Below are 17,235 nucleotides of genomic sequence, written 5' to 3' on the forward strand. Positions count from 1 at the left end.
CCTCGGCACGTTCCCACTGATCCACACGCCGGAGTTCGGTGCCCGCCATCGTGGCGATCCGCAAGGCGGCGGGGTTCCCAGAGCCGGGCCCTGCCGGTGAGGGGCGAGCCTGGGCATCCGGGCCAGCAGGTCGAGGGCGATCTGGACGGCGTATGGCGTTCACGCGATATATCAGGACGGTATTGCCGCCCTCGATCATCGCCAAGGCCGGGCACCGACGGCGCCCACCGCGGTACCCGGCCGGTCACGCGCTCACGGCAGGGTGCGGCACAGCAGGGCGTCGGGCCCGGGGCGGCTGCCGAACCGCGTGGTGAACGCGATCCCGGCGGCGTACTCGTCCGTCGCGCACTGCCCCTTGTAGTCGCCCTCGGCGAAGTCACCCGCCGCCGCACCGTCGGGACGGTTGTCGGCCCGGTCGAACCACACGGTGCGGGCGGCTCCCGCGAGCGGGGTACGGCCCGGCACGCACAGCGCCGCCGACACCCGCTCTCCGCGCACGCTGTAGCCGGTCAGCAGACCGCCCGGCGGGCACTGGAGCTTCGTGTACCCCGACGCCCAGTCGCCGCCGGCGGGCACGTACCGCTCGTCGGTGACGACGGTCTGCCCCGTGTCCGTGGCCGGAGCCGCCGCGTGGGCGTCGGTGCACAGGCCACGGCCGCTCGTGTGACCCAGACCGATCAGCCGCAGCCCGTCGGGGCAGGCGGCCTTGCGGGCCCCGGGGTCCCAGTCGCCCGTCGCCCGTGCGCGCAGTGACTCCACCGCGTCGCCGTGGTCGGTGGTCAGCATCCGCCAGGCGGGCACGGGCGTCACGGGTCCGGTCGTTCCGGGCGCGGACATGAGGTGCCGCCAGGCCGTGCCGCGCCAGTCGGCGTCCAGGACGCCCGAACGGTGCCCGGCGTCGTCGTAGCGCAGCAGTGCCCAGTCGTCGTGGCCCTCGAAGCCGACCAGCGGCCAGAACGCGAAGTCGGCGTCGTGGTCGGCGAGGTAGTCGGTCATGTTGCCGAACCAGGTGCGGGCCGCCGGGTTCGTCTCGCCGCTCCCGATGCCGAACTCGCTCACCCAGACGGGCGCGGTGTAGTGCCGGCCGCTCTCCTCGACGAAGAACGCCTCGCCGTCGAGCGCCGCGCCCAGCTTCCCGCGGGTCATGTCCTGGTAGCGCTGGTCATGTGTCTCGCCGATGCCGGTGGCACCGCTGTGGTGCGGACCGGTGTATCCGTAGAAGTGGGCGGAGTACACCAGCTTGTGCGCGTCCACGAGGGTGTGCGAGAGCGTCCGCACGGGGGTGAGCTGCGGCCGGCCGTGCGGGAGCCCGTCGGCGGGCAGGCCGGTCCAGTTGATGCCCTCGACCACGATGAGCAGACGGGGGTCGCCCTCGGTGAGGATCCGGTCGGCGGCGAGCTGGGCGGCCGCGTACCAGTCGTGGTCGTCGCCCAGACCCCAGTTGGGGTCGTCCAGGACGTTGCGTCTGACCTCGTTGTACAGGTCGGCGCCGACCACCCCCGGGATCCCGGCGTAGCGGCGGGCCATGAAGACCCAGTCGTCGGCCCACTGCCGGGTGGACTGCCCGGTGTTCCACCGCTCGTTGCCGTCCACCCCGCAGCACCAACGGGAGGTGTTGGTGTGGTTGTTGAGGATGACCGCGAACGCGCTCCGGCTGAGCGCGTCCACGACGGCGTCGTAGACCTGGAGCGATGTTCTGCCGCGCAGTTGCGGGTTGGCGCGCACGGCGCTGTCGGGCACCGTGTCCGTGCTGTGGATCATCTCGTTGGAGAACGGCAGCCGGACGGTGTTGATGCCCAGTTCGTGGAAGTCGGCGAGCAGTCCGTCCAGCGGAACGCGGTCGAGACCGAGCGGTATCCCGTGGGAGTCCTGGCCCGCGTGATGGCTCGCCGGATCACCGATGTCGCCGCTGCCCTTCCACGACCCTTGTGCCCCGTCCCAGTTGGCGCCCTTCAGCCGGAAGCGGTCGCCCCGGGCGTCGACTATGTAGCGGCCCCGGGTGGACAGGGGCGGATACCAGGTCTGCGCCGCGGACGCGGCCCGTGGGGCGGTGGGCGGGCGGGACGGCGGCGCGGCGGACGCCGTCGTCGTCTGTGTGGCCAGGAGCACGAGGCCGGCGACCGCTCCGGCCAGCCGCAGGACAGTTGGTGCCATCGACATGTGGACAGCCCTCGATTGGTGTGGGGAAACCGTTCTCCGGGGCTGTACGGTGCCCTGTCCCGCCGGGAAGGTCCAGACGGCCGGCACACACGGCGCGATCCGCGCACCGCAGTGGCTCAGACTTGGGGCGTGTATCGAAAGTGGATCTTGAGCTGAGATGGTCTTGGCCCGTGGCACGTGGAGATCTGGCAGAGGAGCAATGGGCGGCGATGGAGCCGCTGTTACCGAAGGGCAAGAAGCCCGGCCGACCGCCGATATGAACCAGGAGACAGCTGATCGACGGCATACGCTTCCGGGTCCGCACCGGTATCCCATGGCGGGATGTGCCGGATGAGTACGGGCCGTGGGGCCGCGCGTACCACCTGTTCTGCATCCGCTGCACCATCCCGGACAAGTCCGATCAGGCCCGCAACCGCAATGAACGTGGCTCGCTTGGCGGTCGGCCGCCGAAGTTCGACCCGATTGACTACCGCGAACGGCACGCGGTCGAGTGCGGTATTAACCGCCTTAAAAAGGCACCGGTCCGTTGCCACGCGGCACCACAAGTTGGCGGTCCGCTACGAGGCGACTGTCCTTGTCGCGGCAATCAACGAGTGGCTGTGACCAGCACATTCGATCCACGCCCGAGGCTCTGAGGTTGGAGCCTCAGGCCTGCGGATGCGCCTTGTGATCACTGGTGGTTGGAGCTGAACCTGTCATCGATGTCTGGGATCCAGAAGCAGATCTCCAACGTCTTCAGGCGGTCCCAGTGCCGCACACGGCGCCCGTGTCTGACTGCTGCAGTCAGGCTCACGAGCAGCAGCGCCGCGCAGCATCCCGCCAGCACACGATCGGACCCTACGACGAGCTCGATCACCGCGATGAAGAGCGCGAACACCAGGGCGAGAGCCGAGTTGCGCAGCATCAACGCGACGCCTTGAAGCCGAGTGATCTCGCCCGCTGCCTCCTTGTCGTGGAGTTCCACCGCGGCCAGCAGCAGAGATATGTCAGTGCGCACGAAGGCTCGGTCCCGGGACTCGGGCACTCTGGCCACGAAATCGAGACGAGCGTCCTCGACACTCCAGTTCCAACACGGTGCCACCTTGTCCAGGAGGGCACTCAGCGGATAGGCGAGATGCCCCAACAGGTAACTGGCAACGCCGACTCCGACCACCTGTAGCGCTGACGGCCCCGAGGCCAGATTGGTGAGATCGATGATCTGCAAGCGTGTGAGCACGTAAATGATCAAGGATAGGTGCAGTGCTCCTGGTATCCCGTAGGTGAACAGATCGAAGAAACCCACAGCTAAGGTCACGAAGCTCCCCCTTGACTCTCCAAGGCCCCTGACTCTAGTGAGTAGAGGCCGGGCGTGGTTCTGATGAGTCGAAAGCTTCCTTGCCTGGCCATGATGCGAAAGCGCCGCGAGCACCGCTCAAGTCGAGCATGGACGAGCAGGCTCGGTTCGACGGTGGTGCCCGAGGTCGCCGCCCGCGCCCAACCGCGAGCGAAGACGGCATCAATCGGCTCAAGCGCCACCGCGCGGTCGCCACGAGATACGAGCTCGCCGTCCACTACGAGGCGACCGTGCTGATCGCAGTCCTCGACGAGCGGCTGTGACCAGCACTTTCGATACAGGCCCTAGCTCAGAGCGCTTGCTCCGTTCTCCCTCACGGCGGGGCTGCTCTCTTCAGCCGCGTGGGACGGGTGACGGGCCGGCAGGGGCTCACCGACGATCTGGACCTGGCAAGGCCGGAGCGACCGCCGCCGGGCGCGGGCGGATCATGGTCGACGAGACAGCTTCGTGGGGTCCCGGAGGACCAGCTCACCGAGGACCGCGTGCCGTTCGAGGCGGGCGTCTCCAGCTACCGGGAACTGGCGTGCGGGCAGATCATCGGCGACTCGCACGGCATGCTCAAGCCGTTGGTGTCGCCGGAGGACCGCACGCTGCCCGGCGTGCACTGCTTCGGCACGGGGGCCACCGAGCTCGGGCACATCGGACAGACGGTGATGGGCTGCGGCGGCACCGTCGACCACCTCGTCGACGCCCTGTTCCACTGTCCGACGCTCGCGGAGTCGTACAAGGTCGCCGCCCTGGACGCGACGAACAGGCTGCGGCAGATCGACCGTCTGCGGGACTGACTCCTCAGCTCTGCCGGTGCCGGCGCCGGGGGCGGGGGTACAGCAGGGGATCGTCCGGGGGGATGGGGTCGTCGTCGGGCGGCGAGAAGTCGTCGTCGGTGACGTGGGCCGCGGCCTCCTCGGCACTGGCCGCTCCCCCGTCGATGCCCACGTCGTAGGCGACCTCCTCTTTCTCGGTGTCGGGATGTACGCCCTCGTCCGGGGCCATCAGGCGGCCGGCGCGCGCCTCACCCGCCTCCGGGTCGATGAGCTCGCCGTCGCCGCCGGGCAGGTCGCCCACCCCGTCACCCTCCGGCTCCCGTACATCCGGCTCCTCCTGGATCAACCGCTGGTCGAGGCTCTCGCCCTCCCGCTGCTCGGCCGCGGTGGTGCCGTGCTTGGTGACGCCGAGCGGCTTCTCGGGCGGGGAGTACCCCACGTCGAGGAGTTCGTCATAGGTCGGTTCCTGGACCGCGTCCTCCAGGTCGTCCAGCCGTGCGGCGTCAATTTCGCGCACGTCGTTCTCGGTCGGCTGGTAGACGTCGTCGGCCATCGGATCGGTGTTCACCTGTGGGCCTCCCTCCTTCCAGTGTCTCTCAGGAGTGTCGACATCCGCGTTTCCCGGTATTGCCGTCCCAAGCAAACTACTTGGCCGGAGCATTGGTTGAACTTCTGACAGTGAGCGGAGAATTACCGTCCGGTCAAACTTGAAGAATCAATCGGCGCCCCTGTCATCACGCCCACACACAGTGTGACCGTCGGGGCGCATGTGGTAGCGCGGTTCTTGCTCCTGCGGGTCGAGGCCGAACTGGTTCATCCCGTCAGAGAACAGCTCCTGCGCGGTTTCCTGCGGGGGTCTCGGCCTCGTCGGCAGGGGTCAGCGTGCCGATCACGGGCCGGATCCGCCGGGGGTGACGGGCGTGGTCGGGAATGTGCGCGAAGCCGGCGAGGTCCGTGGTCACGGGGACCAGGACAAACCCCACAGCTTGCTTGACGAAAGACAGAGAGGCACCCCCGGCGGCGAACGCCGTCGCCGAGGTCCAGGCCGGCGTCGTGGTCCTGCTCCATGCCATCCCCCGGCGCCCACGGGCCGTCTCACATCCCTGCCGTACTGCCACCGGTGAGGCCCGGAGCCAGCGCAGGGACCCAGAAGACGGCGACGGCCAGGGCGATTGAGGCCATCCCCACGCCACGGGCCACCAGGCGGCCGGCCGGAGCGAGTTTCTCGGCGGTGATCACGGCGGCCAGGACCACCATGGCCCACAGGTTCATCAGACCGAACGCTGCCAGCAGCACCATGAGCGACCAGCAGCAGCCCAGGCAGAAGGCCCCGTGGTGGGCCCCGGCACGCAGATCGCGGGAGGGCCCCGGATACGAGGCGTAGCGCAGCATGAGCCCGATCGGCGATCGGCATTTGGCCAGGCAGCGGTCTTTGAGGGGCGTGAGCTGGTAGACGCCGCTGACTGCGAACACGGCTGTGGCCACCGCGGTCCCCGCCGCGGCGGGGAGGCTCGCCGCCCGGCCCAGGCCGCCGGCCAGTGCGTACGCCGGCAGGCCGGCCGCCGCCCAGACAAGCAGGTAGGCGACCGTGAAAACGACCATGTGGGGCGCGCGGTGCGCGCTGATGGTGCGTGCGTACAGTGCGGCGACGGGCGCCGTGGCGGGCAGCATCATCGCCGCCATCATCAGCGTCCACACGGCCAGGAAGGCGGGCAGGCCCAGGCCCATGGTGCCCGGCATCGCTCCCGTGCCGGCAGAGCGCGTCACCGCCCAGATCCAGGCGGCGGCTGCTGCGACCAGCAGCAGCCCGGCGGGGCCCGCCCTGCGGACGGTGACCGGCCGAACGGTCATGCGGACCACGTGAAGGGTGCCGAGTGCCCGTTGGCTCCCGTGAAGTCCCAGGACCGGCCGTACACGCCGTCGCCCGTCGCCCGGGTGGAGCGGGCGATCGTCAGCGTGCTGTTCGCCGGGTGGAACATGCCGGTCAGGCGCATGATCGGACCGTCGTCGCCGAATTGCGGAGCGACCTGGTCCTCGATCTCGATGTCGATGGCGTCGTCCACCCTTGCGGCGTGGCGGCGGCCGTCGTCGCGGTAGTGGATGGGGACGCGCTGCACGCCGAGGACCTCCCCGATGAGCGGAGTGAGCGCTGCCATCGGCCCGCCGGCCTGGCCGGAGAAAACCTTGCCCAGCGCTTCCGCCTGGCCGTCGTCGGCCGAAGCGTCGACGTACAGCGCCACCTGCCAGTCCCCCTCGGCCATCACCCGGGGCCCGTCGATGAAGAGGGCCACGCTGCGGTCGGAGACGTCCACGCCGTCCACGTTCCCGCTGTCCACGTGGAACGCGAAGGTCACCTGGCAGCGTTCGTGGTCGGCCGGCGCGGCGAAGCCCGAGGTGGTGCAGGGGCAGACCACGTCGCAGTTGCAGCTCTCCAGGTACGTGCCGTTCAGGCTCCAGGGCATGGCTCTGTCTCCCTGCTTCGCGCCCTGCTCGTCGGAGGAGTGCACCGGGAGATCCCTCCCGACCCGGTGCCGCTGTTCTCCACGCTATTCCCGACGGTCCCGTCGCGCAGATCAGCACGGATCAGGCCGGTGTCCGTGCGAGGGGACGCCGATCGTCGGCTCCGACTGGATCAAGGCTGCCCCCAGCATGCCGTCGGGCCCTCGCCGACCGACAACGGAGGGGGACTGATCCTCCTGCGCGTAGAGCCCGGCGTCGGCCGTGGGGCACGCGCCATGACTCGCATCGCCGAACTGTCGGTGGACCGGTTGTCCTTCGCGGCCTGGCAGGCGGGCCTGTCCCTTCCGGGCGGACCGGCCCGGCAAGTGGCCGGTGACTGCGCCGGTGGTCCGTCGCCAGACCGTGCATGAGGTCCTCCGCCGGGGTGCCGGTGCCGGTGGTGCCGCATACAGACAAGTGCTCGGGGGGCACCGGGCGGCCCGATGGGGCGGACCGCCCGGGACCCTCGCTGCGTTCACCACGTCGGAACGATCCGAGATGCTGCCCAGGGTCCGGGGTAGGGCCTCAGCACAGCCCGGTGGGGCTGGACGCGTGGCAGACGTTGCGGGTGAAGGTGTTGCCGCTCTTGGTGCTCTCCTGGTTGATCAGGTCCGCGGGGGAATTGTCCCGCAGCGCGTTGTCCCTGACCCGGTTGTTGTCGCTGGTTGCTCCGACGAAGCTCTTGAAGAGCACGATGCCGCCCGACAGCGGGGACGTGCCGGAGTTCCCGGTCACCTCGTTTCCCGTGACATCGGTTTTCTCGACGCCGGTCAGGATGATGCCCGAGCCCTGCAGGAAGGGCAGCCGTTCGGTCTTGGCGCAGTACTTGTTGTTCTTCACGACCCGGTTGCCGCGCACGGTCAGCTCGCCGGCCTTCGGCTTGTTCTCGTCTCCGACGATGAAGACGCCTGCGCAGTTGCCGCTGACGTTGTTGCTGGTGACGCTCAGGTTGCGCAGTCGGCGGACGGTGACGCCGACCCTGTTGTTCTCCAAGCGATTGTCGGTGACCACCGTGCCCTTGGTGTCGACGCCGCCCTCTTCGGCTGCGACGGTGTTGGCCAGGAACATACCCGCGTCCCCGTTGTTCCGGGCGGTGTTCGCCCGGTACGTGCTGTGTTCGGAGTGCTCTTCGGCAAGGCCCCACACGGCGTTCTTCTCGGCCGTCACCCCCCGCACGGTCAGGTCTTCGGTGGCCATGGACATCAATCCGGTTTTGGAGAAGCCGGTCACCTTCAGGTCGGAGATGGTGACGTTCTTGAGCCGTTTGGCTTCGGTGCCGATGACACAGATGCCGTTGCCGCGCCGGCCGCAGTCGTTCGCGGCCTTCGCCGCCGGCTTGATGACGGTGGCGGTGCCCGAACCACGCAGGGTCAGGCCGGGCGTCGCCACCTTGACGCTCTCCTGGTAGGTGCCGGGCATCACCTGTACGGTGTCGCCCGACTTGGCGGAGTCCACCGCCTTCTGGATTGATTCCCCCGGGTGCACGAGATGCGTCCGCTCCGCCGAGTCCGACAGGGCGGCAGGGCCGCAGGAGGCGACCAGTCCTACGCTGCTGAGGAAAAGAGCAATGTGGCGTTTTGTCACATTGTATAAGTTATGGCTCCCGTGGCCTCGTGGCCACTGAATGGGCCGTCCGAAGGCGTGTCGCGTGCGCGTGCGGGCGACGCCGGGCAGCGAGGGCGCGTTGGATGTCCGGCGGGGCGCAGGCCGTACGCTCGCGGCAATCGACGTTTCCGATCACTTCTGACGCCGCCCGGTGCAGCCGCCGGCCCGCTCCCAGCGTCGCTCAGGCACCACCCGGTCCAGGCCACGCCGCCCCGCGGCACCCGCCCCGCAGGACACCGGCCACCAGGCAGGACCGTTTGTGATCTCGACCCCTTGACACCGCCGGAAGACAGGGGGAGCATCCTCGCGTCGTTGACAACGTTGTCGATGTACTTCCGGGCGGGAGAGCGAACGCGCGTGCCAGAAGCGCGGGGTGATCCCCCATCAGGCGCGAAGGGCAGGCCAGGTGTCAGGCTCATCGGTACGTCATACCCCAGCAGAGGGCCGGGCTCGTCCCGGGCGGCGAGCTCTCGGTTCCATCGCGGCGGCAGCCATGGCTGCCGCCGCGTTGGCCGTGTCCGTCACCCCCGCATCGGCGGCGAAGGGCCGGGGTGCGGTCGAGGATCCGGTCTCCTACGTCAACCCGTTGATCGGCTCGTCCAACGCCGGCAACACCTATCCCGGCGCGGTCCAGCCGTTCGGCATGCTGGCGTGGAGTCCGCAGACCTCGCGCGGCAATCAGGCCTCGACACCCGCTCCGGGCGGTTACCAGTACAACGCCACGAAGATCCGGGGCTTCAGCCTCACGCACCTCAACGGCGTCGGATGCTCCGGGGCCAACGGCGACATTCCGATCATGCCGTACGTGGGCGAGGTCGACTCCTCCCCCACGGCCGACACCACCGACTCCAAGTACGCCGCCACCTTCTCCCACGCCAACGAGACGGCGTCGGCCGGCTACTACAGGGTGCGTCTGGACAGCGGCGCGTCCGCCGAACTGACGGCCACCCCGCGTACCGGCTCGGGACGGTTCGGCTTCCCCGCGGACAAACCCGCGAGCATGCTGTTCCGCACGTCCAACTCGGAGAGCGGCAGCACCGCCGCCGACGTCCGGGTGAACACCGAGGACAGGACCGTGACCGGTTCGGTCAGCGCGGGCAACTTCTGCGGCCCGCAGAGCCCGAACAACCGCAAGGACCTCTACACGCTGTACTTCACGGCGCACTTCGACACGCCGTTCGCCACGTCCGGCACCTGGACGGACGGAACCCTGAAGCCGGGCTCCCCCTCCGCCACGGGCGGTACGGGCTTCAGCTCGTCCGGCAATCCGGTGGCCGGCAAGGGCTCAGGGGCCTACGTGACGTTCCCGGCGGGCACCACCGAGGTCCAGGCGAAGGTGGCCATCTCCTACGTCCGGCCGGAGAACGCGGAGGCCAACCTCCGCGCGGAGAATCCACGGACCAGGACCTTCGCTTCGGTCAGGTCCCGGGCCAGGGCGGCATGGGAGCAGGCACTGGGCAAGATGGAGGTGAGCGGCGGCAGCGACGCCCAGCGCTCCACCTTCTACACCGCGCTCTACCACTCCATGCTGGAGCCGACTCTCACCAGCGACGTCGACGGCCGGTACCTGGGCGCCGACCGCAAGCCCCACACGCTGGCCAAGGGCCAGAAGGCGCAGTACGGCACCTTCTCCGGCTGGGACCAGTACCGCGCCCAGGTCCAGTTGATGACACTGCTGAACTCCAGGGCGGGCAGCGACTACGCCCAGTCCCTGTTCAACTACGCCAGCCAGAGGGGCGGCGAGTGGGACCGCTGGCTTCTGGAGAACGGCAAGACCAGCGTGATGTCGGGCGACCCCTCGGACGTGGCGCTCGCCGGTATCCATGCCTTCGGCGGGCATGACTTCGACGTCAGGGGCGCCCTGAAGTCCCTGGTCACGGCAGCGACCGTGCCGACTGCGAACGACTCCGACAGTGCCGGCTGCAACGTCGAATGCGTCGGTCAGCGCCCGGCTCTGGACAAGTACCTGAACCTTGGTTACGTGCCGGCCGACGGCTGTCACTGCTGGGGCGGTGCGGCCGAGACGCTGGAGGACGCGGTGGCCGATTTCGGCATCTCCTCGCTCGCCGGCCGGATCGGGGACCGCGCCAACGAGAAGAAGTTCCTCGAGCGCTCCGGCAACTGGGCCAACGTCTTCGACCCCGACGCCACCGCGCACGGCGGCTACGTCCGCGACCGCAAGTCCGACGGCACCTGGGCGGGTACGTTCACCCCGGGCACCGGCAGCGGATTCGTCGAGGGGACCAGCGCCCGCTACACCTGGATGGTGTACTCCGACGTGGCGGGCCTCGCCAGCGCCATGGGCGGCAACGACGCGGCCACAGCCCGGCTCGACTCCTTCTTCCGCACCCCGGACGGCGCTTTCGACTTCTCGGCCAGGGACGCCACACGCTACGACCCGACCAACGAGCCCGACATCAACGCCCCTTACCTGTACGACTACCTGGGGCAGCCGTACAGGACCCAGGAGACGGTCCGTGCGGAGATGGACCAGCTGTGGACCGACACCCCCGGCGGCATCCCCGGTAACGACGACGCCGGAACCATGTCGTCCTGGTACGTCTTCTCGGCGCTGGGCATGTACCCGCAGAATCCCAGCCGCGCCGACATGGTGCTCTCGGCACCGCTGTTCCCGCGTGCCGTGATACACACCGGGAACCACAGGACCATCACCATCAACGCGCCTGCTGCCTCGGCGGACAACATCTACGTCCAGAGCCTGAGGGTCAACGGCAAGAAGTCCGGCAAGCCGTGGGTCCCCGCCTCGTTCGTCGCCCACGGCGGCCGACTGGACTACACCCTCGGGTCCCGGCCCAACACCTCGTGGGGCAGCGCCAAGGCCGACGCGCCGCCGTCGTTCCCGGGCGGCGGAGTGAAGTACTTCACCGGTGTCACCCCGGGGAAGCTCAAGGCGGAGCCCGGTGGCGACGCCGTCACCGCGAGCGTCAGGGTGCAGACACTCCACGGGCAGGACACCGACGTCCACTGGACGGCCACCCCGCCCGCAGGCATCACGGTGACGCCAGGCCAGGGTGACGTCAGGGTGCCGAGCGGTGGGTCCGCCAGTGCGAAGATCTCGGTCTCCGCGGCCGCCGGGACGAAGAAGGGCTTCTACACGGTCCCGGTGACGTTCACGTCCTCGTCCGGTGCAGCGCTGCCGAAGACGTCCGCCTCGGTGACAGTCGCCGCGAAGAACAGCATGCTGTGGAACGTCAACAGCACCGGCATCTCGGCCGACGACGCGAATCCGCTGGCCGACTTCGACGGTGAGGGCTGGAGCTACTCGGCCGCGGCTCTCGCCGCCGCCGGCGTCGAACCGGGTGACACGGTCTCCTCCGGCGGGTTCGACTTCACCTGGCCCGAGGCCGCCGCCGGTGAGCCCGACAACATCGAGGTGGTCGGTGGCGGTCAGGTGCTCGCCGTGCCGACGGCCGCCGGTGCCACGAAGCTGAGTTTCCTGGGAAGCGCCGCTGAGGGCGCGGCGAGCGGTACGGCGACGCTCACGTACACCGACGGCACGACCCAGCAGGCCGGCATCGGCTTCAGCGACTGGACGCTGGGCGGCGGCTCGCAGACGCCGTCGTTCGGCAACACGGTCGCCGTCCACACCGCCTACCGTGACGTGCAGGGCGGCGGCAAGGACCCGGTGGGTACGGAGGTGTTCGCCACCGCGCCCATCGCGCTGCAGGCCGGCAAGCAGCTGGCGAGTGTGACGCTGCCCGCCACGACGGACGGCGGCGTCATCCACATCTTCGCGGTGGCCACCGCCTGAGGCCGATTCGCCCTCGTCGGCCCGGTGAAGGCCTGCTCGGCCCTGTGAGGGTGGGGCAGGCCTTCGTCGTGCGAGGGGCCGCTCCGGCCGTGAGAGGCATCCGAGGGCGGCATCAAGGCGGCAGGCTCCCTCCGTGACATGTCTACCCCTCGCTTAACCCCCTCCTCCCCCACTGGGGCAGGTTCTGCAACGGGGCAAAAGTACGCCCGCACGGGCGTCGGTCCTCGCCGTCCGGGGCAAGCCGCCGCAGTGACGGTGCGGGGGTGCCGCCGACGGTGCCACGCGGTGTTCCCGGCCCCGTCGGTTCGGGGCGCACTGTGGGTCGGGGTGCCTACAGGTCGAACTCCACGTGTTCGACGTCGGTGAGGCGGACCTCCTCCAGGGAGCCGGCGCGGCGGCCGCTGTCCTGGAAGTAGACCTCCTTGAGTGCTTCGGCGGCGATCTGCCGCAGCTGCTGGTCGGGCGCGCCCCGGTCCCGGGCGTCGAACAGCCGGGCCGCGTACTGCGGTGGCAGGGCGACGGTCAGATGGCGCAGGCGGGCGTCGTCGGTGGTGCCGACGGGGGCGGTGTAGCCGATGCGTGCGCGGGTGTCGATGACGATGCCGCCGGTGGTCGCGGCCTGCTGCCGTGCCTTGGCGCGGATCTGCGGCTGCCACCGCTTCCTGACCTCGCTCTCCAGGCGGGCGGCGAGGTCCGGGCGGGGCGTCTTGATCTGGTTCTTCACATACCGTTCGACGGTGCGCTGGGAGATCCGCAGCAGCCGGGCGACGGCCCTGGTGCTCTTGAGCTGTTTGACCAGGTAGCGCATCTGCGCGCCCGCGCTCTTGGGAACGGGGCGGGTGAACGCCCGCTGTACGGCCTTGTCCAGGCCGTCCCCGAACACGCTCATCGGACTGTCACTCCCCGTCGTCCTTGGCGGTGATCTCGCCGGTCTTGATGTACCGGGCGAGGTTGAGCTGCGGTGCCTCGAACCGCTCGCGGACCTCTTCGCCCCACAGCACGGTCCGGGTGCCCTCGTGCTTGACCATCCCGGGCGAGACGCCGAGCCGCCAGCCGCCCGGCAGCGGTTTGCCCTCCCGGTAGGGCAGGAAGTCCAGCGGCGACGGTCCGGCGGAGGCGTAGACGGCGCAGTCGGACAGGACGGCGACCGGGTACTGGCCGGTGAACGCCGCGTGTTTCACGATCTTGCGGTGCATGTTGATCCGCGTGCGGGAGATGACCGCGGCGCGGATGTCCGGCCGCCAGGTGGGGCGGGCGAGGGCGCGCCAGGGCCGGCCGGGCTTCCAGCCTTCGCCGCGCGGCCGCTCGCGCAGCTTGCCGATGCCGCCCTTGACGGTCGCCTTGATCGCGGCCACCGCGATCGCCAGCTCGGGGTCGCGCTCCCTGTGGCCGTCCATGGCCCGCAGGAACTCCTCCGGCGGCACATCGGCGGGCACGCCGAGGTCGGCCATGGTGGCGACGTAGGCGTCGCGCAGCCTGTTGTACCAGGCGTCCAGGTACCGGCCGCTGTCGTGGCGGACGTAGGCCTCGAGCGGGGTGACGTCGTACCCCAGCTCGACGGCGTAGGCGACGGTCGGTGTGGCGTACCAGGCCGGTCCCTCGGGGCGGTCGCCGGACGGTGTGAACGGGCTGGGCAGCAGGCCGGCGTCCAGCTGGACCCATTCCTTGCCGGCCCGCACCCTCGACAGATCGACGTGGGAGAGGTCGACCAGCCACGAGCCGGGCAGTTTTGGATCGAACTGCGGCTGCTTGACGTGGGTGGGCGCGCCCAGGCCGACGACCAGGCCGTTGGCGCCGGCGCCGAAGGCCATGTTGACGTCGATGCCGACGAGGAACCGCTTCGTGCACTCGTCGTCGGTGAGCGGGCGGGCCCAGTCGTAGGCCTCCTCCGCCAGGACCTCCGCCGGTGTGCGGCGGTGGAAGCGCGGCAGGTGGGCCAGGAGCGGGTGCCCGTCGGGGGCCTCGCAGGGCGCCGGGTCCACCGGGTCCTTCCCCAGCGAACCCGGGTTGTGCACGCTGTGCCGCCGGCCCGTCTCGTCCGGCTCGGAGGCGCGGGTCGGCGGGTGCAGGGCGGTCATCAGCTCCAGGCCGGTCACCGCCGTCGACCCGCGCGGCGTCATCACCCGTGCCGCGTAAATGCCGAGCAGCCGGGCGAGGTCCGCCGGCGGAAGGTCGGCGGCGCTCCCCCAGTGCCGGGCGTCGAGCGCGTGCCACGACGGGATGCACAGCTGCACGCAGTTGCGTTCCGAGCCCTGCGCCGGGCGGTAGATCCGCGCCCACGGGCCGAACCCGCGCCGGGTCAGCCTCCATTCCGCGCGCGCCAGCTGCCCGATGACCTTGTGGCCGTCGGGCAGCCGTCCCGCCCGCCGCTCCTCCTCCGTGAGAGCGGCGGGCAGGCCGTAGTGCCGCAACGCGGCCTCGGTGAGCACCAGCAGCGGGTCGGCGTCCTTGCCCGGGCCGGACAGCTTGGGCTGCCCGAGCTTGGCCTCCTTCAGCGTCCACTCCACGAGGGCCGCCAGGGACTTGGCGGGCACGTCCAGGACCAGGCCTCCGACGCAGTACGCCACGGTGTGGCCGTCGTCGACGTCGACGACCGCGAGCGGGCCGTTCGCGAAGCGCGCCTCGGCGCCCGCGGGGGTGCCGGCCGGGGTGTCCGCGGGAGTGGCCTGCCGCGTGTCCGGGCGGCGCGACGTCGGCGACGGGCCGGTGGTGCGCGCCGGACGCGTCGTGCCGGCCGGCGCGACGTGGGTGCCGGTCGCGGGGCGGGGTCGGTTGTTGTCGCCGGAAGCCGTCCGGGGCGAGGATGCGGAGGCCCGCGATGCGGAGACAGCCCGCGGGTCCGTGGGCGGGGCGGGCGCCTCGGGCAACGTCTGCGGCGCCGCCGGTTCCGGAACGGACACGGACTCACCGGCGGGGGCGGGGTACAGCTCCCCGAGCTTGTTGAGCAGCCGGGCGTACGCGTCGCGCTCCGGCGGCCGCGGCTCGGTCTTGCCCGCCTCCCAGCCGCTCACGGTCGCCCGGCGCACCTTGAGCGCCGCGGCCACCTCCTCGACCGTCAGACCGTGGGCCTTCCGCAGCCGCTTTCGCTCCTGCGGTGGCGGCAGCGACGCCCGGGACGCGACCAGCGCGTCGATCGCGTCGAACAGCTCGGACATCCCAGCACCTCCAGATGGAGCACCCTACCCTCGAACCGCACCTGTCGCGGACTTTCGCCATCCGGTTCCCGTACGAAGGTCGTCCCCGGGCAGAGGGGGTGCTGAAGCGGGCGGTCCCCCTACCTGTACCGGCTGGCGGTGGGGCCTGATCGGCGGAGCGGCACGACGGCGTTTCCGCCGGCGGCCGCGACGTGGCCGGGGTGGTCGATCCCGGGGCAGGCGGGGTCAGGCGGTCTCGCCCAGGACGGTGTCGAGGCGCTCCAGGACGTGGGGCCAGCCCTTGCCCATGCCGTCGTAGGCCTGTCGACCCATCGGGGAGTCGAGGTCGAAGCCGGTGTGGGTGAGGACGAGGCGGGTGCCGTCGCCTTCCGGCTGGAGCAGCCAGGTGATGGTGGTGTCGAGCGTGCCCTCGGCGAACCGGTAGGCGAGCAGGCGCTGGTGGTCCGCCTCGGTCACCACGCAGGTCTGGCTGCCGAAGGTGCCCATGTCGAGGGTGAAGCGGTGCCCGACGACGGGCTTGACGTCTCCGGCGGCCCACCAGCGGGCGTGGAGCCCGGGGTCGGTCAGGGCCTTCCACACCGCCGCCGGAGGGTGGGGCAGGAACTTCTCGCAGGTGATCGTGTTGTTCTCGGTCATCTCTCGTCTTCCTCGTCCAGGAGTTCGGCCAGTGCGTCCAGGCGCTGCTTCCAGTAGTGCTCGAACGGGTGCAGCCACTGGCTCACTTCGGCCAGCCGGGCGGGTTCGAGGTGGTAGTAGCGGTGCCGGCCGCGCGGTTCCTCGCGTACCAGTTGGGCGGTGCGCAGCACTGCCAGGTGCTCGGAGACGGCGGGCCTGCCCAGTTCGAACAGTGCGGCCAGCTCGCCCGTGGAGCGGGGCCCTTCGCGCAGGTGCTCGAGCAGTCTGCGACGCACCGGGTTGGCCAGCACGCCGAACACGTCGGTAGGCATGAGGGAACAATACGTTGGGAATTTCCGACGCGTCAATGTTTTCCGACGCGATTGCGGGGTTGCCGTGCCGTTCGGTCGCGAGAGGGCGCGGGAGTGGTTCCTCGGCGGGCCACGGGGCCGGTTGGGGGGAAGTCAGGCGCCGGGTACGGGGGCGGCGCCGGTGCGGGCACGCTTCGTCGTGTCGGTCGCGCCACCACCCGGGAGGCCCACACCGGACACCGCCGACGGCGGCACGCAGGCAGCCCGGGGCGCTCAAAACGGCGGGACGGGGTAAGCGGAAGAGGCCCGCCCCCCTCGCGAAAGGCGCACCTGACCCATGGCCGAGACACACGACGTCGTCGACCTCATCCTCCAGGACCACCGGCGCATGGAGGACCTGTTCCGCCAGATGCGAAGCGTCGAAGCGGACCGCGCGGCCGCGTTGCAGGAGTTCGCGGACCTCCTGATCGCGCACGCGCTCGCCGAAGAGGCCGAGGTCTACCCCGCCCTGAAGCGGTACAAGAACATCGACGACGAAGAGGTCGAACACGGCGAGGACGAGCACGAGGAGGGCAACAAGGCCCTGCTGGAGCTCCTCGAAGTCAAGGAGATCGGCTCCGAGGAATGGGACTCGAAGCTGGAAGAACTCGTGGAAGCCGTCACCCACCACGCGGACGAAGAAGAACGCACCATTCTCAACGGAGCGCGCGAGAACGTGGCCATGCGGCGGCGCCAGGAGCTCGGCGCGGTGTTCCAGCAGGAGCGCGAACGCCACTTGAAGGCCGGCTGCGGTTCCCTGGACAACGTGCGCCGCATCGTCGAATCCTGATCCGCCCCCGGCCTCCCGCACCACACCCGTCGAGCGGCCCTTCATCGGCACGGACGCCAGCCGCGCTCTGCCGCCCTTCCGGAGATCAGGGGCGGTGCCCCGAACGCCTCCGCTTCACACCGCTCACCACGACCACGCCGTACCTGTACATGAGCTGATCTCCCGGGCCCTGCCCGCCGCCGGGGTCGGCGG

The 17,235-nt window shown here is 70.2% G+C and carries 14 protein-coding genes and 1 pseudogene; 5 read left to right on the top strand and 10 right to left on the bottom strand.

The window, feature by feature from the left end; genetic code table 11:
• Positions 1–252: 252 nt before the first annotated feature.
• Positions 253–2,160 (bottom strand): glycoside hydrolase family 5 protein, encoded by a 1,908-nt coding sequence (locus ACWDNY_RS21580; RefSeq protein ID WP_451647408.1) that lies wholly within the window; start codon positions 2,158–2,160, stop codon positions 253–255.
• Between the two features lie 308 nt (positions 2,161–2,468).
• On the opposite strand from ACWDNY_RS21580, the gene ACWDNY_RS21585 reads away from it, so the two are divergent.
• A complete protein-coding gene (locus tag ACWDNY_RS21585; RefSeq protein WP_451647422.1) occupies positions 2,469–2,795 on the top strand; it encodes a hypothetical protein in 327 nt (108 codons plus the stop codon).
• Positions 2,796–2,830: 35 nt separating this feature from the next.
• Here the strand turns inward: ACWDNY_RS21585 and ACWDNY_RS21590 are convergent, their stop codons facing one another.
• Positions 2,831–3,454, bottom strand: a complete 624-nt coding sequence (locus ACWDNY_RS21590) for a hypothetical protein (protein WP_451647409.1) — start codon at positions 3,452–3,454, stop codon at positions 2,831–2,833.
• 128 nt (positions 3,455–3,582) lie between these two features.
• Between ACWDNY_RS21590 and ACWDNY_RS21595 the strand changes: the two genes are divergently transcribed.
• Positions 3,583–3,756 (top strand): hypothetical protein, encoded by a 174-nt coding sequence (locus ACWDNY_RS21595; RefSeq protein WP_451647410.1) that lies wholly within the window; start codon positions 3,583–3,585, stop codon positions 3,754–3,756.
• A 186-nt stretch (positions 3,757–3,942) separates the two neighbouring features.
• Positions 3,943–4,278 (top strand): annotated as a pseudogene (locus ACWDNY_RS21600) (Si-specific NAD(P)(+) transhydrogenase); the annotation flags it as partial.
• 4 nt (positions 4,279–4,282) lie between these two features.
• On the opposite strand, the gene ACWDNY_RS21605 reads toward ACWDNY_RS21600, so the two are convergent.
• The 4 genes from ACWDNY_RS21605 to ACWDNY_RS21620 all read right to left on the bottom strand — a co-directional run bounded on the left by ACWDNY_RS21605 (position 4,283) and on the right by ACWDNY_RS21620 (position 8,340).
• Complete coding sequence (locus ACWDNY_RS21605) at positions 4,283–4,825, bottom strand: DUF5709 domain-containing protein (protein WP_451647411.1); 543 nt, start codon at positions 4,823–4,825, stop codon at positions 4,283–4,285.
• A gap of 527 nt (positions 4,826–5,352) precedes the next feature.
• Positions 5,353–6,108 carry a DUF2182 domain-containing protein gene (locus ACWDNY_RS21610; RefSeq protein ID WP_451647412.1) on the bottom strand — a complete coding sequence of 252 codons (756 nt, stop codon included), beginning with the start codon at positions 6,106–6,108 and terminating at the stop codon, positions 5,353–5,355.
• Positions 6,105–6,719 carry a DUF1326 domain-containing protein gene (locus ACWDNY_RS21615; RefSeq protein ID WP_451647413.1) on the bottom strand — a complete coding sequence of 205 codons (615 nt, stop codon included), beginning with the start codon at positions 6,717–6,719 and terminating at the stop codon, positions 6,105–6,107. Before ACWDNY_RS21615 ends, ACWDNY_RS21610 begins: the two co-directional genes overlap by 4 nt.
• Before the next feature lie 562 nt (positions 6,720–7,281).
• Positions 7,282–8,340 carry a right-handed parallel beta-helix repeat-containing protein gene (locus ACWDNY_RS21620; RefSeq protein ID WP_451647414.1) on the bottom strand — a complete coding sequence of 353 codons (1,059 nt, stop codon included), beginning with the start codon at positions 8,338–8,340 and terminating at the stop codon, positions 7,282–7,284.
• A gap of 514 nt (positions 8,341–8,854) precedes the next feature.
• Here ACWDNY_RS21620 and ACWDNY_RS21625 point away from each other — a divergent pair.
• Positions 8,855–12,133, top strand: a complete 3,279-nt coding sequence (locus tag ACWDNY_RS21625) for a GH92 family glycosyl hydrolase (RefSeq protein WP_451647415.1) — start codon at positions 8,855–8,857, stop codon at positions 12,131–12,133.
• Positions 12,134–12,464: 331 nt separating this feature from the next.
• On the opposite strand, the gene tpg is transcribed toward ACWDNY_RS21625, so the two are convergent.
• The 4 genes from tpg to ACWDNY_RS21645 all read right to left on the bottom strand — a co-directional run bounded on the left by tpg (position 12,465) and on the right by ACWDNY_RS21645 (position 16,235).
• Entirely contained in the window at positions 12,465–13,022 is a 558-nt protein-coding gene (tpg, locus tag ACWDNY_RS21630; RefSeq protein ID WP_451647416.1) for a telomere-protecting terminal protein Tpg, read from the bottom strand.
• A 7-nt stretch (positions 13,023–13,029) separates the two neighbouring features.
• Positions 13,030–15,288, bottom strand: coding sequence for a telomere-associated protein Tap (tap, locus tag ACWDNY_RS21635; protein ID WP_451647417.1), 2,259 nt, complete (start codon positions 15,286–15,288; stop codon positions 13,030–13,032).
• A gap of 225 nt (positions 15,289–15,513) precedes the next feature.
• Positions 15,514–15,924 carry an SRPBCC family protein gene (locus tag ACWDNY_RS21640; RefSeq protein ID WP_451647418.1) on the bottom strand — a complete coding sequence of 137 codons (411 nt, stop codon included), beginning with the start codon at positions 15,922–15,924 and terminating at the stop codon, positions 15,514–15,516.
• Positions 15,921–16,235 (bottom strand): ArsR/SmtB family transcription factor, encoded by a 315-nt coding sequence (locus tag ACWDNY_RS21645; protein ID WP_451647419.1) that lies wholly within the window; start codon positions 16,233–16,235, stop codon positions 15,921–15,923. Before ACWDNY_RS21645 ends, ACWDNY_RS21640 begins: the two co-directional genes overlap by 4 nt.
• Positions 16,236–16,551: 316 nt before the next feature.
• Here ACWDNY_RS21645 and ACWDNY_RS21650 point away from each other — a divergent pair, with 316 nt between their 5' ends.
• Positions 16,552–17,043: a hemerythrin domain-containing protein gene (locus tag ACWDNY_RS21650; RefSeq protein WP_451647420.1), complete on the top strand. Its 492-nt coding sequence runs from the start codon at positions 16,552–16,554 to the stop codon at positions 17,041–17,043.
• Positions 17,044–17,235: the final 192 nt, after the last annotated feature.

The organism is Streptomyces sp. NPDC003697 (assembly GCF_053587115.1).

Coding starts and splice junctions, on each gene's coding strand:
- ACWDNY_RS21615 (WP_451647413.1), bottom strand. CDS start 6,719: ATGCCCTGGAGCCTGAACGGCACGTACCTGGAGAGCTGCAACTGCGAC.
- ACWDNY_RS21640 (WP_451647418.1), bottom strand. CDS start 15,924: ATGACCGAGAACAACACGATCACCTGCGAGAAGTTCCTGCCCCACCCT.
- ACWDNY_RS21595 (WP_451647410.1), top strand. CDS start 3,583: ATGGACGAGCAGGCTCGGTTCGACGGTGGTGCCCGAGGTCGCCGCCCG.
- ACWDNY_RS21650 (WP_451647420.1), top strand. CDS start 16,552: ATGGCCGAGACACACGACGTCGTCGACCTCATCCTCCAGGACCACCGG.
- ACWDNY_RS21645 (WP_451647419.1), bottom strand. CDS start 16,235: ATGCCTACCGACGTGTTCGGCGTGCTGGCCAACCCGGTGCGTCGCAGA.
- ACWDNY_RS21610 (WP_451647412.1), bottom strand. CDS start 6,108: ATGACCGTTCGGCCGGTCACCGTCCGCAGGGCGGGCCCCGCCGGGCTG.
- tpg (WP_451647416.1), bottom strand. CDS start 13,022: ATGAGCGTGTTCGGGGACGGCCTGGACAAGGCCGTACAGCGGGCGTTC.
- ACWDNY_RS21580 (WP_451647408.1), bottom strand. CDS start 2,160: ATGTCGATGGCACCAACTGTCCTGCGGCTGGCCGGAGCGGTCGCCGGC.
- ACWDNY_RS21625 (WP_451647415.1), top strand. CDS start 8,855: ATGGCTGCCGCCGCGTTGGCCGTGTCCGTCACCCCCGCATCGGCGGCG.
- tap (WP_451647417.1), bottom strand. CDS start 15,288: ATGTCCGAGCTGTTCGACGCGATCGACGCGCTGGTCGCGTCCCGGGCG.